Source organism: Azospirillum sp. UENF 112521 (genome assembly GCF_058780665.1).
Map to the genome: position 1 here is coordinate 48,486 of NZ_JBSNCI010000009.1, position 14,067 is coordinate 62,552.

At 69.7% G+C, this 14,067-nt stretch carries 12 protein-coding genes and 2 pseudogenes; 7 read left to right on the plus strand and 7 right to left on the minus strand.

All coding sequences use genetic code 11. The features are described 5' to 3' along the window. Nucleotides 1-96: 96 nt before the first annotated feature. A complete protein-coding gene (locus ACWPN8_RS31795; protein ID WP_492243706.1) occupies nt 97-1,041 on the plus strand; it encodes a LysR family transcriptional regulator in 945 nt (314 codons plus the stop codon). Nucleotides 1,042-1,188: 147 nt separating this feature from the next. On the opposite strand, the gene ACWPN8_RS31800 is transcribed toward ACWPN8_RS31795, so the two are convergent. Then, nucleotides 1,189-1,944 (minus strand): cyclic nucleotide-binding domain-containing protein, encoded by a 756-nt coding sequence (locus tag ACWPN8_RS31800; RefSeq protein WP_492243707.1) that lies wholly within the window; start codon nt 1,942-1,944, stop codon nt 1,189-1,191. 59 nt (nt 1,945-2,003) lie between these two features. Next, on the minus strand, nt 2,004-2,624 hold the full coding sequence (locus ACWPN8_RS31805) for a TlpA family protein disulfide reductase (protein WP_492243708.1): 621 nt from the start codon (nt 2,622-2,624) through the stop codon (nt 2,004-2,006). Nucleotides 2,625-2,713: 89 nt separating this feature from the next. Here ACWPN8_RS31805 and argH point away from each other — a divergent pair, with 89 nt between their 5' ends. Genes argH through lysA form a run of 3 tightly spaced genes read left to right on the plus strand, consistent with a single transcriptional unit; the run spans nt 2,714 to nt 5,657 of the window. Further along, nucleotides 2,714-4,162, plus strand: a complete 1,449-nt coding sequence (gene argH, locus ACWPN8_RS31810) for an argininosuccinate lyase (protein ID WP_492243709.1) — start codon at nt 2,714-2,716, stop codon at nt 4,160-4,162. Continuing rightward, the gene (locus ACWPN8_RS31815; protein WP_109096351.1) at nt 4,159-4,365 is read left to right on the plus strand and encodes a hypothetical protein; all 207 of its coding nucleotides are present in this window, start codon (nt 4,159-4,161) and stop codon (nt 4,363-4,365) included. Before argH ends, ACWPN8_RS31815 begins: the two co-directional genes overlap by 4 nt. Nucleotides 4,366-4,397: 32 nt before the next feature. After that, nucleotides 4,398-5,657, plus strand: coding sequence for a diaminopimelate decarboxylase (lysA, locus tag ACWPN8_RS31820; protein ID WP_109452416.1), 1,260 nt, complete (start codon nt 4,398-4,400; stop codon nt 5,655-5,657). 70 nt (nt 5,658-5,727) lie between these two features. Here the strand turns inward: lysA and ACWPN8_RS31825 are convergent, their stop codons facing one another. Next, nucleotides 5,728-6,153, minus strand: a complete 426-nt coding sequence (locus tag ACWPN8_RS31825) for a tellurite resistance TerB family protein (protein WP_492243710.1) — start codon at nt 6,151-6,153, stop codon at nt 5,728-5,730. Nucleotides 6,154-6,616: 463 nt separating this feature from the next. On the opposite strand from ACWPN8_RS31825, the pseudogene ACWPN8_RS31830 reads away from it, so the two are divergent. Further along, nucleotides 6,617-8,611 (plus strand): annotated as a pseudogene (locus tag ACWPN8_RS31830) (ATP-binding protein); the annotation flags it as partial. Nucleotides 8,612-8,879: 268 nt separating this feature from the next. Continuing rightward, nucleotides 8,880-9,077: pseudogene (locus tag ACWPN8_RS31835) on the plus strand (response regulator); the annotation flags it as partial. A 124-nt stretch (nt 9,078-9,201) separates the two neighbouring features. Here ACWPN8_RS31835 and ACWPN8_RS31840 read toward each other — a convergent pair. The 3 genes from ACWPN8_RS31840 to ACWPN8_RS31850 form a co-directional block, all read right to left on the minus strand. Next, a complete protein-coding gene (locus ACWPN8_RS31840; protein ID WP_109446046.1) occupies nt 9,202-9,507 on the minus strand; it encodes a hypothetical protein in 306 nt (101 codons plus the stop codon). A 142-nt stretch (nt 9,508-9,649) separates the two neighbouring features. After that, nucleotides 9,650-10,663 (minus strand): inorganic phosphate transporter, encoded by a 1,014-nt coding sequence (locus ACWPN8_RS31845; RefSeq protein ID WP_109446045.1) that lies wholly within the window; start codon nt 10,661-10,663, stop codon nt 9,650-9,652. Nucleotides 10,664-10,676: 13 nt separating this feature from the next. Then, nucleotides 10,677-11,321, minus strand: a complete 645-nt coding sequence (locus tag ACWPN8_RS31850; RefSeq protein WP_109446044.1) for a DUF47 domain-containing protein — start codon at nt 11,319-11,321, stop codon at nt 10,677-10,679. A 267-nt stretch (nt 11,322-11,588) separates the two neighbouring features. Between ACWPN8_RS31850 and ACWPN8_RS31855 the strand changes: the two genes are divergently transcribed. Continuing rightward, entirely contained in the window at nt 11,589-12,110 is a 522-nt protein-coding gene (locus ACWPN8_RS31855) for a hypothetical protein (RefSeq protein WP_109446043.1), read from the plus strand. Nucleotides 12,111-12,116: 6 nt separating this feature from the next. Here the strand turns inward: ACWPN8_RS31855 and ACWPN8_RS31860 are convergent, their stop codons facing one another. Beyond that, the gene (locus ACWPN8_RS31860; protein ID WP_492243711.1) at nt 12,117-13,898 is read right to left on the minus strand and encodes a glycoside hydrolase family 17 protein; all 1,782 of its coding nucleotides are present in this window, start codon (nt 13,896-13,898) and stop codon (nt 12,117-12,119) included. Between the last annotated feature and the right edge of the window lie 169 nt (nt 13,899-14,067).

Consider the following 14,067-nt stretch of genomic DNA (forward strand, 5'->3'; position numbering starts at 1 on the left):
GGCTCCGGCGCCCGGCTGGTGGAATGGACCTTACGCAGCCTCCGCAGGGGCGAGAATGCAGCCAGACATCGAAACCTTTTTGCTCGGAACGCAAAGATGATCGATCCGCGCTTCGCAGAGCATCTGACGGTCTTCGTCGATGTGGTCAGGGGCGGCAGCTTCTCCAACGCGGCGCGGCGGCGCGGCCTCACGCCGTCCGCCATCGCCCGCCAGATCGACGCGCTGGAACACAGCGTCGGCGTCCCGCTCTTTGTGCGCTCGACCCGCGCCCTGGCGATGACCGATGCCGGTGAGCGGCTTTTCGAACGCGCGCAACGGCTTCTGGACGATTTGGCCGACACCCACGCGGAGATCGCCGCCTTCGACGGAACGGTGACCGGCGTCTTCCGCCTCGCCTGCTTTCCCACCTTCGGCAAGCGCTATGTGATCCCGGCGGTGGAGGCGGCGATGCGGGACCATCCCCGGCTGACCGTCGAACTCGATCTGACCGAACGGCTGGCAGACCCGGTCCTCGAACGTCTCGACGCGGTGATCCGCATCGGAGAGCTGGCGGACAGCACGCTCATCGCCACCCGTCTCGTCGGACAGAAAAGGCTCCTCGTCGCCTCGCCGGACTACCTGTCGCGCAACGGGACGCCGGCCGACCGCCCCTCGCTCGCCGGTCACCGGCTGATCGACAAGCTGCATGGCGCCGATCTGCTCGGCTGGACGGACGTGCTCGGCCATCCGGCAGGGCATCGGCAGGATGCCGGCGTGGTCTTCCGCTGCGACGACTTCGAGGCGATGCGGGGCGCGGCTCTCTCCGGAATCGGCATTGCTTTTCTGCCGGATTGGGTCGTCGGTGCCGACGTTCGTGCCGGCGCTCTCCTGCGCCTGACTCTCGACGCCGAATCCGGGGCCATATCCGGAGCCGAATCTTGGAATATGTCGGATACGGGCATCCACCTGCTGCGCGCCTTGGCGCAACCCTCCGCGAAATTCCGGGTGGTGAGCAGCGCCATCCGTACGGTGATCGGTGCGCCACCGGTCTGGACTCCCTGATCCCGGTTTTGCACGCATCGCACAATCGGGCCTTGCCGCCACCATAAGACTCCACGGAGGTCGGCATCGTGTGTCCGGCGACGTCCGCCACCTGAGACGGATGTCCAGTGCCGGACCTCGGCAAAGCGGTCCTCGACGGAATTGCCGCTATTGCGCTTTCTTCGTCAGCTGCGCGATGTAAATCCGCGCCAGCGATTTCAGGATCGGCGGCATCGCCATCACCGCATCCTCGAAGCTGCGCTTGTCGATCACCTCGCAAACCCCGCCGCTCACCGCCACCGCGGTGACGTCGGGCTTGCGGCCGGTCAGCAGATAGATCTCGCCGAACAGGCTGCCCGGCCCGAAGCTGGCGATCTCCTCGTCCTGCGTGCCCCGGCCGGGGCGGAACGCGACACGGCCGGACTGGATCAGATAGGCGGCGTTCAGCGGCTCGTTGGGGCTGAAGAAGACGTGCCCTTCGCGGATCATCCGGCGGTCGGCCACCTTCTGGAACGAATTGGTGGAGCGGAAATCCACCGCATTGCCGACCCGCTCGGTCGGCGGCAGGCCATAGTCGCGGCGGATGGCGGCGATCAGGCTCTGCAACAGGTAGGACGCCAGCGGCGGGCTGCGCTTCAGCAGGCCGCGGAACACCTCTCGCGTCACCTCGACGCACGTCACCTCGGTCAGCGACCGCACGGTGGCACTGCGCTCGCCATCGTCGATCAGCGCCATCTCGCCGACCACCGCCCCCTTGCCGACCACCCCCAGCCGCCGGATGCTGCCGTCCGCGGCGGTCAGCAGCACCTCCAGCTCCCCGGATTCGATCAGCCATGCCCGGTCGGCGCGCTCGCCCTGCAACATCATCACGATGCCGGGCTCGATGGTGTAGCGCTTGGGACCGGAAGAGGCGGACTGCGTCATTGGGCGGCTCGGGACAGGCGGAGGTTATCTCCCCACTCTACCCCATGGCCGCCGCATCGTCAGCCTCGGGTCTTCATCACCCCGCGGTCGCGGGCCGGCCCGCCGCCAGTGCCGCCGCCGCGGCCCAGGAACTGGCGCAGAAAGGCGACGACCTCCGGCGAATCCCACTCCACCGCCCCTTCGACGCGGCCAAGCTCACGGCCCTCGGGATCGACCAGGATGGTGGTGGGCAGGCCGCGCAGCGACAGCGCCTTCATCGACTCCGAACCCGGATCGAGGAACACCGTCAGATGCTCCACCCCCGTCTTCTTGTAGAAGGGCTCGACCGCCGTCCGCCCGCCGCGGTCCAGCGACAGCGCCACCACCTGGAAGGCGTCGCCGCCCAGCTGGGCCTGGAGCCGGTCGAGCGACGGCATCTCCTTCACGCACGGCCCGCACCAGGTCGCCCACAGGTTCAGCAGGATCACCCGGTCCTTGAAATCGGCCAGATCGACCCGCCGCCCCTCGGCATCGACGAAGGACAAGGGCGGCATCGGCTTGGGCTCCGCCCCCTTGAACTTCTCCAGCTTGTCGGCGCCGGTCGAGGCGGCGGGCGTGACCGCGTCGGACGCGCCCAGCCGCACCACCTCCGGCGCAGCAGGCGCCGCACCGGCGCTCCACCACAGGCCGGCCCCGGCCATGCACACACAAACCGTTGCGACCGCCGTCAAAGTCCGCATACTCACGCTTCCTCGCTCCCCTTCACCCGAATGCCCCGGTATCCGTCCCCATGAGCGCCGATCAGACCACGCCGACTTCCGCCGCCCCGACCGGCGCCTCCACCGGCTCTGCCGCACCCGCCGCCAGCCAGATGTGGGGCGGGCGATTCGCCCGCGGTCCCGCCGCCATCATGGAGAAGATCAACGCCTCCATCGGCTTCGACAAGCGGCTCGCCGACCAGGACATCGCCGGGTCGAAGGCCCATGCCGCGATGCTGGCCAAGCAGGGCATCATATCCCAGGCCGACGCCGACGCCATCATCGACGGGCTCGACCGCGTAAAGGCAGAGATTGACGCCGGCAGCTTCACCTTCAAGGTGGAGCTGGAGGACATCCACATGAATGTGGAGGCCCGGCTGGCCGAACTGATCGGCGAACCGGCCAAGCGCCTGCACACCGGCCGCTCGCGCAACGACCAGGTGGCGACCGATTTCAAGCTGTGGGTGCGCGACGCCATCGACCGCACCATCGCCGGCCTGACCGCGCTGCAGACCGCGCTGATCGACCTGGCGGAGCAGCACACCGGCACGGTGATGCCCGGCTTCACCCATCTCCAGGCGGCGCAGCCGATCAGCTTCGCCCATCACCTGCTGGCCTATGTCGAGATGTTCGGGCGCGACCGCAGCCGGTTCCGCGACGCCCGCTGCCGGCTGAACGAATGCCCGCTCGGCTCGGCGGCGCTGGCCGGCACGCCCTACCCCATCGACCGCTTCATGACGGCGGAGGCGCTGGGCTTCAACCGGCCGACCGCCAATTCGCTGGACGCGGTGTCCGACCGCGACTTCGCGCTGGAATATCTGTCGGCGGCGTCGATCTGCGGCATGCACCTGTCGCGCTTCGCCGAGGAGATCGTGATCTGGTGCTCGGCGCAGTTCCGCTTCATCAAGCTGTCGGACGCCTTCACCACCGGCTCGTCGATCATGCCGCAGAAGAAGAACCCCGACGCGGCGGAGCTGGTGCGCGCCAAGGCCGGGCGCGTCATCGGCAGTTTGAACAGCCTGCTGATCGCCATGAAGGGCCTGCCGCTGGCCTATTCCAAGGACATGCAGGAGGACAAGGAGCCGGTGTTCGAGGCCGACGACACGCTGGCGCTCTGCATCGCCGCCATGGAAGGCATGGTGCGCGACATGCAGCCCAACGTGCCGGCGATGCGCGAGGCGGCCGACCGCGGCTTCCTGAACGCCACCGACCTCGCCGACTGGCTGGTGCGGGAGCTGGACATGCCCTTCCGCGAGGCGCACCACGTCACCGGCCGCGCCGTGAAGGCGGCGGAGGACCGGCGCGTCGGCCTGACCGACCTGACGCTGGCCGAACTCCAGGCCATCGAGCCGCGCATCACCGAAGCCGTCTATCCGGCGCTGAGCATCGAGGCGTCGCTGAACAGCCGCACCAGCTTCGGCGGCCCGGCCCCCGTCCGCGTGCAGGAGGCGGTGAAGGCCGCCCGGGAGCGTTTCCTGTGAACAGCCGTCTTCCCCGCTCCGTCTCCCTGACCGTCCTCGCCCTGGCCGGCGCCCTGGCGCTGGCCGGCTGCGGCAAGAAGCCGAAGGCCGTCGACAGCCCGGTTCCCGAAGGGCAGGTCGATCCCTTCCCCCGCACCTATCCCAACCCCTCGCTGGACCCGAAGCCCGGTAAGCCGGCCGGTTCCGGAGTCCAGTTCCCATGACCGCCCGCACCGGTGCCCCGAACGGCTCACCCATGAGCGTCTTCGCCTACCGCAACGGCGTTCTGCACGCCGAATCCGTGTCGCTGGAGGATGTGGCGCGGGAGGTGGGCACACCCTTCTACCTCTATTCCACCGCGGCGCTGGAGTCGCACTACAACGCCTATGCCGGCGCCTTCGCCGGCCAGGATGCCGGCGTCTGCTATGCGCTGAAGGCCAACTCCAACCTCGCCGTCATCCGCACGCTGGCGAAGCTGGGGGCCGGCGGCGACGTGGTGTCGGTCGGCGAGATGAAGCGCGCGCTGGCCGGCGGCATCCCGCCCGAGCGCATCGTCTTCTCCGGCGTCGGCAAGACCCGCGACGACCTGCGCGCCGCCCTTGAGGCCGGCATCCACCAGATCAACGTGGAATCGGTGCCGGAGCTGGAGGCGCTGAGCCAGATCGCCTCGTCCATGGGCGTGGAGGCTCCCATCGCCTTCCGCGTCAACCCGGACGTCGACGCCAAGACCCACGCCAAGATCGCCACCGGCAAGAAAGAGAACAAGTTCGGCATCGACTACGACCACGCGCGTGAGATCTACCGCCGCGCGGCCGCCCTGCCGGGCATCAAGCCGGTCGCCATCGCCGTCCATATCGGCTCGCAGCTGACCGACCTCGCCCCCTTCCGGGCGGCCTATGAGCGGGTGGCGGCGCTGCTGCACCAGTTGCGCGAGGACGGCCACGACATCCAGCGCCTGGATCTCGGCGGCGGGCTCGGCATCACCTACAAGAACGAGGCGCCGCCCGATCTGGCCGACTATGCCGCGATGGTGCGCTCGATCACCGGCAATCTCGGCTGCCGGATCACGCTGGAGCCGGGCCGCTCGCTGGTCGGCAACGCCGGCATCCTGGTCAGCCGCGTCATCTATGTGAAGCAGGGGCTGCACCGCCGCTTCGCCATCGTCGACGCGGCGATGAACGACCTGATCCGCCCGTCGCTGTACGACGCTTATCACGGCATCGTGCCCGTCGCGGAACCCGCTGCCGACGCAGCTGCCGAGCCCTACGACGTGGTCGGCCCGGTGTGCGAGAGCGGCGACACCTTCGCCGTTCAGCGCCCGCTGCCGCCGCTGGCCGACGACGACCTCGTCGCCTTCCTGTCGGCCGGCGCCTATGGCGCGGTGATGGCCTCGACCTACAACACCCGGCCGCTGGTGCCGGAGGTTCTGGTCAACGGCGACCGCTTCTCCGTCATCCGCCCCCGCCCGACGGTGGAGGAGATGCTGGCGGCCGAGCGGGTGCCCGATTGGCTGTAAGGGACTGGCTGTAAAGGGCTGGCTGTAAAGGACTGGCGCCCCCTCCCCATCGGAGAGGGGGCGGTCCCCGTCAGCCATCCAGCACGAACCGGGCGTTCTTCGCGGTCAGTGCCTCGAAATAGGGGCGCAACGTGGCGTCGTCGAAGCCGAAGGCCTGCTGGAAGCGGATGATCAGGTCGCGCTCGCCCTGCTCCGCCTCGCCGTCGGCCATGGCGCTGTCGATCATGTTCAAGAGGATGCACAGCCGCTGCTGCTGGTTCAGCTTCGGCGCGACTTCGGCCAGGAAGCTGTCCGGCGGGGTGCTGCGCGCATATTTGAGGCAGCCGTCCAGCTCCTCCCGCGAGGCGCGGCGGCCGAGGACGGAAACCAGATGGCCGACCTCCTCCGGGTCGATCTCGCCATCCGACCCCATGCAGTAGACCAGCGACACCACCAGCGCACGGCGCGGATTCATCTCCAGCGGCGCGTTGCCCTTGAACATATCGAACAGACCCATCGTTCGACCTCCCCAATGGTTCAGACGCCCGCCCATTTGGGTCCATGGGACAGGCCGCGCAAGAGGAGGGGCGGCGCGATTTTTTTGAATGAGGCGGGCGTTTCCGGCCCCGCAAGCCCCCTGAAACTGTCCGGCCATCGGGGCAAACCCCAAGCCCCCTCCCGCTCGAATAGCACAGCCGCTCCCCCGGTTTCGTGATAGTTTGGATGTAAAGTTTCGGGCGGGCCGCATCGCGCATCGGCACACAAAAGGGGGATTTGTGGGACGCTTCCTACGGGGCGCGCTGGTGGTGGTGGTCGTGCTGGCCGCATTGGCGGGCAACGCGGCCCACAGGGTCTATTACGATTACCAGGACACCCAGCAGCGCCGCTTCGCCCTGGTGCAGGACATGGCCCGGCTGGTCGACGACCATGTCCGCCGCACGGTGCGGACGGCGGACGTGGCGCTCGACCAGGCAGCGGCCATGGTGGCGGAGGCCCGCGGCCTGGAGAAGCTGCGCGACCTGAAGCATTGGGCCCGTCTGCGCGAACAGGCCGCCCAGGTCGAGGGCGCCGATGCCATCTGGATTTACGACGCCGACGGCCGCGCCGTGCTCGAATCGGCCAGCTTCCCCAACCGCATCGCCGATTTTGCCGACCGGACCGGTCTGGAGGCCCTGCGCGGCGGGACGCGCCTGCACATCGGCGCGGCGCAGCCGGTCCGCACCGGGGCCTATCCGCTGGTCTTTCCGGTTTCCCGCCCACTGCATGACGACGAGGGGCGCTTCGTCGGGGTGGCGTCCGTGTCGATCCGGGTGAACCACCTGACCGACTTCTACAGCATTCCGGGCCTGGAATTCGATCCGCTGATCGCCGTCTACCGGCCGAACGGCGAGGTGGTTGCCCGCCGCCCGGAGCCCGAAGCCTCGGCCGGCCGCACGGCCGTAGCCGGAACGCTGTTCCAGTCCCGGCTGCGCGAAGCGCCGGAGGGGCAGTTCCTGTCGCTGTCGCCGCTGGACGGGGTGCTGCGCATCGCCGCCTACCGGACCGTGCGCGACTATGGCCTGGTGGTGCTGGCCGGCATCGACCGGGACGAGGCGATGGCCGTGTGGCGCACCCGCACCCTGCACACGGTGGTGGAGACCCTGGTCGGCCTGCTGGCGGTCCTCGGGATGCTGGCCTGGGGAATGCGCTATCTCGACCGCGAGCGCAAGGCGCAGGTCGCCTTGGCCGAGGCGCGGAACGCGGTGGAGCGGACCAGCGCCGAACGCGACGAGAGCGCCCGGCTCGCCGCCGCGCTGAACCAAGCCCGCGACATGGCGGAGAGCGCCCGGCAGGCCGCCGAGGCCGCCAACCGGGCCAAGGGCGAGTTCCTGGCCGGGCTGAGCCACGAGCTGCGCACGCCGCTGAACGCCGTCATCGGCTTCGCCGACCTGATCGCCCGCGAGGCGGAGGGGCCGGTCGGCACCCCGTCCTACCGGCAATATGCCGCCAATGTCCGCGACAGCGGCCAGCATGTGCTGGAGCTGATCAACGAGATCCTCGACCATGCGCGGGCGGAGGCCGGGGCGCTGACCCTGGAGGAGGGGCACTGCGACCTGGAGGACGCGGCGGATTTCGCCGTCCGCATGTTGACCCCGCGGGCGGAGCGCGCCGGTGTGCTGCTGTCGGCGGTGGTGGCGCCGGCGGTGAGTGCCTTGCGCGGAGACGACCGCCGCATCCGCCAGATCCTGCTGAACCTGATCGCCAACGGGGTGAAATACACGCCGTCCGGCGGATCGGTGACCCTGTCAGCCCTGCTGGAGGACGGCACGCCGGTGATCCGCATCACCGACACGGGGCTGGGCATCCCGGCCGAGGATCTGGATCGCGTGCTGGAACCCTTCGCCCGTGTCGAGAGCGCCGACCACCGCGGAGTGGAGGGCGCCGGGCTGGGCCTGCCGCTGACCAAGCGGCTGGTCGAGCTGCATGGCGGCACGCTGGCGCTGCGCAGCACGCTGGGCGTCGGCACCACGGTGACGGTGCGGCTGCCGGCGAACCGCCTGTTGCCGGCGGAGGCTTCGGGCAGGACAGCGGCACCCCCGGCCCACCCGGCCATCGCTCACTCGGCCATCACCCGCCCAGCCATCGCCCCCGCCGTCCCCCCACAGCCTGCGGCCCAGCCCTTGCCGCCTGCGCTTTCCCCGCCGCCGGCCGGACCGCTGTCGATCCTGCTGGTGGACGACGACCCGACCGTGCGCGACATGGTTTCCGGGCTGCTGCGCGGCTGGGGCCATCGGGTGATCGCGGCGACCAACGCCAACGAAGCGCTGGTGGTGCTGGACGGGCCGGAGAAGCTCGATCTGCTGCTCAGCGACGTCGTCATGCCGCCGGGCATGGACGGGACGGAACTGGCCCGGCACACCGCCCGCATGCGCCCGGGCCTGCCGGTTCTGCTGGCCTCCGGCTTTGCCGCCCATGCCGTCGGCACGCCTGCCGGCTTCGGCCCCGACGTGGCGATGATCGCCAAGCCCTTCTCCATCGACGACCTGCGCCGGCAGCTTGCCCGCGTCGCCGGCCGGCGGGCGGAGACGGCAGCCCAGGCTCAGGCAATCGCCGCCCCGCCGCCTGCCCAGCTTACCCCACCCCACCCCACTCCCCTGCCCCATCCCGCCGGACCGCCGCGCCTGCTGATCGCCGAGGATTCTGTCGATCAACCGCGAACTGCTGGCGGCGCTGTTCAAGGACAGCGGCTACCGCATCGATCTGGTGGCCGATGGCGCCGCGGCGGTGGAAGCGGTGAAGGCCGGCGATTACGACCTCGTGCTGATGGACGTGCAGATGCCGGAGATGGACGGGCTGGAGGCGAGCCGGATCATCCGCGCCCTGCCGCCGCCGCTGGGCGACCTGCCGATCCTGGCGCTGACCGCCGGTTCGTCGGACGAGGAGCGGCGCGACTGCTACGAGGCCGGCATGAACGGGCACATCGGCAAGCCCTATGAGCGCGACCTGCTGCTGCGTCAGGTCGCCCGCACGCTGGCCGCCGGGCGCAGCCGCACCGGCGCCGCCTGAAGGCCCGCCTGAAGCCGGGTCAGGGCTGCTCGAACACCCTCGGGAAATGGGCGAGACGCCGGCCGAACAGGCTTTGCGGCGTGGCGTCGGTCACGACCGGCTCCGCCTGGCTGGCGGGCAGCGGTGCCATGGGCAGGGGCGTGGCGGAGAGCGCGCGCGCCGAGGCCGGGCGTGGACGGCGCTCGGTCTTCTCGGGTGGGGCGTAGAAATGCAGGGTCAGCTGGCCGTCGGCTTCCGCCGCATAAGGCAAGCCTGGGACCGTCCGGCGTTCGGTGCCGGGAAGCACATACTGCTCACCTTGGTCGGTGCGTTCGATATGCGGCATGACCGGTATCCTGTCTCCACCGGACCGATCCTGCCGTTCCCGCCCTTGCGGGTCAAGGGCGGGCTGCGTCACGAAGGGCTTATCCGATCGTACTGGTATCCGCCCCCTCGTTCACAGGGTGTTCTCCCCCAAATCGAGGCCCTTACGGGTGCAGGACGCTCGCCACCAGCAGGTAGGACAGCCAGGCGACGATGCCGGAGGCGGGAATCGTCAGCACCCAGGCCCAGACGATTCGGCCCGCCAGCCCCCAGCGCACCGCCGAGGTGCGGCGGGCGGAGCCGACGCCGACGATGGCGCCGGTGATGGTGTGGGTGGTCGAAACCGGGATGCCCAGCCACGTCGCGCCGAACAGGGTGATGGCGCCCGCCGTCTCGGCGCAGAAGCCCTGGTAGGGCTTCAGGTCGGTGATGCGCGACCCCATGGTGCGGACGATCCGCCAGCCGCCCATCATGGTGCCCAGCCCCATCGCCAGCTGGCAGGCGATGATCACCCAGAAGGGCACGTGGAAGGTATCGCCCAGCATGCCCTGGCTGAACAGCAGGACGGCGATGATGCCCATCGTCTTCTGCGCGTCGTTGCCGCCATGGCCCAGGCTGTACAGCGCCGCCGAAACCAGCTGCCAGTGCCGGAACTGGCGGTCGACCGCGAAGGGGGCGGCCCGGCGCAGCGCCCAGGACAGCACCAGCATCAGGAGCAGCGCCAGCAAGAGGCCGATGCCCGGCGACAGCACGATGGCGACCGCCGTCTTGGTGAAGCCGCTGGCGATGATGGCGCCGAAGCCGGCCTTGGCGATGCCCGCCCCGGCGATGCCGCCGACCAGCGCATGCGACGACGAGGACGGCAGCCCGAGATACCAGGTGATCAGGTTCCAGCCGATGGCGCCGATCAGCGCCGCCAGGATCACCGCCGGGTCCATCACCAGCGGATCGACCAGCCCGGTGCCGATGGTGGTGGCGACATGCAGGCCGAAGAACAGGAAGGCGATGAAGTTGAAGAAGGCCGCCCACAGGACGGCCAGCTTGGGCGACAGCACGCGGGTCGACACCACGGTGGCGATGGAGTTCGCCGCGTCGTGCAGGCCGTTGATGAAGTCGAAGGCGAGCGCCACCAGAACGATGACGGCGATCGCCGGCAGGCCGAGCTGCAGGGCCTCCATGACCGGGACCGCCTCAGACCTGATCGAGCGTGATGCCCGCGACCAAGTCGCCGACGTCGTCGCACCGGTCGGTCACCGCCTCCAGCATCTCGTACAGCTCGCGCCGGCCGAGGAAGGCGATCATGTCCGGCTTTTCCGCGATCAGCGACTGGAGCGCGCTGCGCAGGATATCGTCGGCCTCGTCCTCGATGTCGGACAGCCGGCCGCAGAGATGGTCGATCCGCTCGGCGTTGCGGGCGATGGCGCCCAGGAGCGGCATCAGCTCGACAAGCACGTCGGCCTGCTGGCGGATCAGGGCGACGAAGCGGCGCATCGGCTCGTCGAACGCCTCGATGCCGTAGAGGCCGGCATGGCGCGGCACCTCGTCCATCAGGTCGATGGCGTCGTCCAGCGCGTTGATCAGCGACAGGATGTCCGAGCGGTCGAAGGGGGTGATGAAGGCGCGGTGCAGGTCGCGCCCGGCATCCTTGGCGATGCGGTCGGCGTCCTTCTCCACCCGCTTCAGCGCTGCGACCTTCTGCGCGCGGTCGTCCGGTCCGGAATCCATCACCGCTTCCAGTGCGATGGATGCTGCCACGATGTGGCGGGCCTGCTCGACGAACTGGTCGACGAAGCGTTCCTCCTTCGGCATCAGCGAACGGAATGCGCGCAGCAGCATGGGACGGTGACTCGCGTAGACTGGAATGGTTTGGCGCTGCTCTTAGCACGCTTCGCGGTGCGGTGCAGCGGCGGCATGTCATGTAAAGGTCATGAAACAGTCATTTGGTAGCAAAATCGCCACAGGTCGCGGCACATCGCCGCTTTTCACCCTTCCAACCAATCCGGCAAACCGGTTGGGCCGGCCCCATAACCAGGGACCATGGAAAGCCGCCGGCCGCCTTCCCAAATCTCACAAAGCCCCTCCCCCGACCGCAGGGTTCCGCCCATGACGTGCCCATCCCCCGCTCTCCGCCTTGCCATGCCGGCGCTCGCCGTCCTGCTGCTGAGCGCCGCCCCGCTGCATGCCCAGACGGTTCCACCCGGCGACCCGGCCGGCCGGTGCAGCCCGACCGTCTCGGCGGCGCTCAGCACCTGGGACACCGGGGTCGCGGCGGCGGAGCGTTTCGGCGACAAGGCCGCGGCGGTGGCGCGCGAGAAGGGGCGGGAGTATCTGCTGCCGCTGCTGGGGATCGACCCGAAGGCGGTGCCGCCCGACGCCAAGGGCGGCGGCACGACCGACGATGTCGGCCGCGCGCTGGAGGAAAGCCGCAACGATCCCAAGCGCCGCGCCGACCTCTGCGCCGCCATCACCCGCGCGGCGGACGAGGCGAAAAACTCGGCCGGCGCCGGGCTCGACGCGCTGAAACGGGCCCTGGACAACTGGCAGCTGACGCCGCCCGCCGCTCCGGCGCCCGGCCCGGCCCCTGCTCCGGAACCGACGAAGCAGGACGGGCTGATCCGGACCTGACTTTCTTCAAATTCGCCGAAGCGGACGCCGGGCGCTCCACACCCCGGCCAGGAAGGGCAGCGCCAGCAGGACCTGCAAGGCTGCCCAACCCAGCGCTTCCCAGTTCGGCCGGGTCCATTCGACCTCGTGCAGCGCCTCCATGAAGGGCAGTTGGCCGTAGATCAGCGATTCGAGCGGCACGAAGCCCTCCGCCACCACGGTCAGCAGCGCCGCCAGCAGCAGGCCGAAGCCCAGAGCCGACTCGACCGGCAGGCGGCGGACGGCGCCGCACAGGCCGCGCGGCTCGCCGTCGGCGACGGGAATCGCCGGACGGAACAGGCTGGCGATGCCCAGCGCGCCCTGCGTCTCCGTCCCCACCGGCCGGCGGGCGGCGCGGATCAGGCCCAGCGCCGGCAGCGCCACCGCCGGGATCAGCAGGTACGGGTTGGGGAAGTCGCGGTAGCGGCCGTCGAAGACGATCAGCAGCGACCAGACCAGCGCCGCGACGCCCAGCGCCACGGCGCTCCACCGCCCCACCCGCTCGGTGCGGGTCAGGGCCGGGCGGGCATGGCGCAGGCCGGCCAGCGGCTCGCTCGCCAGACCGCCGCTCGCCAGCGTGCGGTGGGCGGTCAGCAGAACCGCCAGCGCCAGCGCCGCGGTCAGCGCCAGCATCGCCACCGCCAGCGTGGTGTCCTGCCAGTAATGCTTGCCATGCTCCGCCAGGAAGGCGGCGCGGATATAGAGGGTGGACAACGCCTGCGCCAGCAGGATCAGCACGACCCAGCCGGTGCCCGGCACATGGCGGCGCAGCAGCGACAGCCCGCCCAGTAGCACCAGCGCCAGCCCGCTCGACGCCGCGAACAGCCAGGGCCACGCGACATTGCCGACGACCGGCCCGGCCAGCGAGAATTTCGGCGTGCGGTCGGCGTTGTACAGGCCCCAATGGCCGCCGACCGTGCCCTCAAGCTTGGCCTTCCATTCCTGATCGAAGGCTTCGATCACGTTGTAGTCGAAGCCCTCCTGCTCGGCCATGCGGACGAAGGCATTGACGAACTTCGCCTTGTTGACCAGCCCCGGCACGGCGGCCCCGCGCGAGCGGCCTTGAGTCGGCCAGCCGGTCTCGCCGACCAGGATCGGTTTGCCGGGAAAGCGGTGGGCGATGGTTCGGTAGCTCTGGCGGATGCGCTCGGTCGCCGCCTCGACGCCGGCCGGCACATCCTCCCAATAGGGCAGCAGGTGGATGGTCAGGTAATCGACGTGGTCGGCGATCTGCGGGTATTTCAGCCACCATTCCCACACGTCGGCATAGGACACCGGCTGCTTCACCGCCGCCTTGACGCGGTCGATGTAGCCGGCGACCTGCTCCGGCGTCAGCTCGCGGCGCAGCAGCACCTCGTTGCCGACGATGACGCGGGTGATGACGTCGGGATAGCGGTTGGCGAGGTCGATCAGCGAGGCGATCTCCGCCTCGTTCTTGTCGGTCCGCGAGGACAGCCAAGCCCCCATGGTGACCTGCATGCCGTGCTTGCGCGCCAGTTCCGGCACCACCTGCAGGCCTTCCAGCGAGGTGTAGGTGCGGATGCCGGCCACCTGCGGCGCCAGTGCGACGAGGTCCTCCTCGATCTGGGCGGTGGAGGGCAGGACGCCGGTCAGCGGGCTCTGCCCGTCGCGGAAGGGCGCGAAGGACACGCTGCGCAGCTTGCCGCCGGGCGGCGGGTCGAGCGGCACCGGCAGGTTCGGCAGGGACCAGACGGCGAGATTGGCGAGGCCGGCGACGAGCAGCGCGGCAAGGATGAGGATCAGGCGCATGGGCGGGATGTCTACACCAAAGGCTTGACGGTTTGAACGGCGACCGTCGCACCAACAGGCCGGACGCCGATTTTATTCACGGATGCGGACAGAAAATGGGCGCGCCCCCCAAAGGAGGCGCGCCCAGTCGGTCAAGGATTGAGTGACGTGCCTTCGTCACAATTCGGTA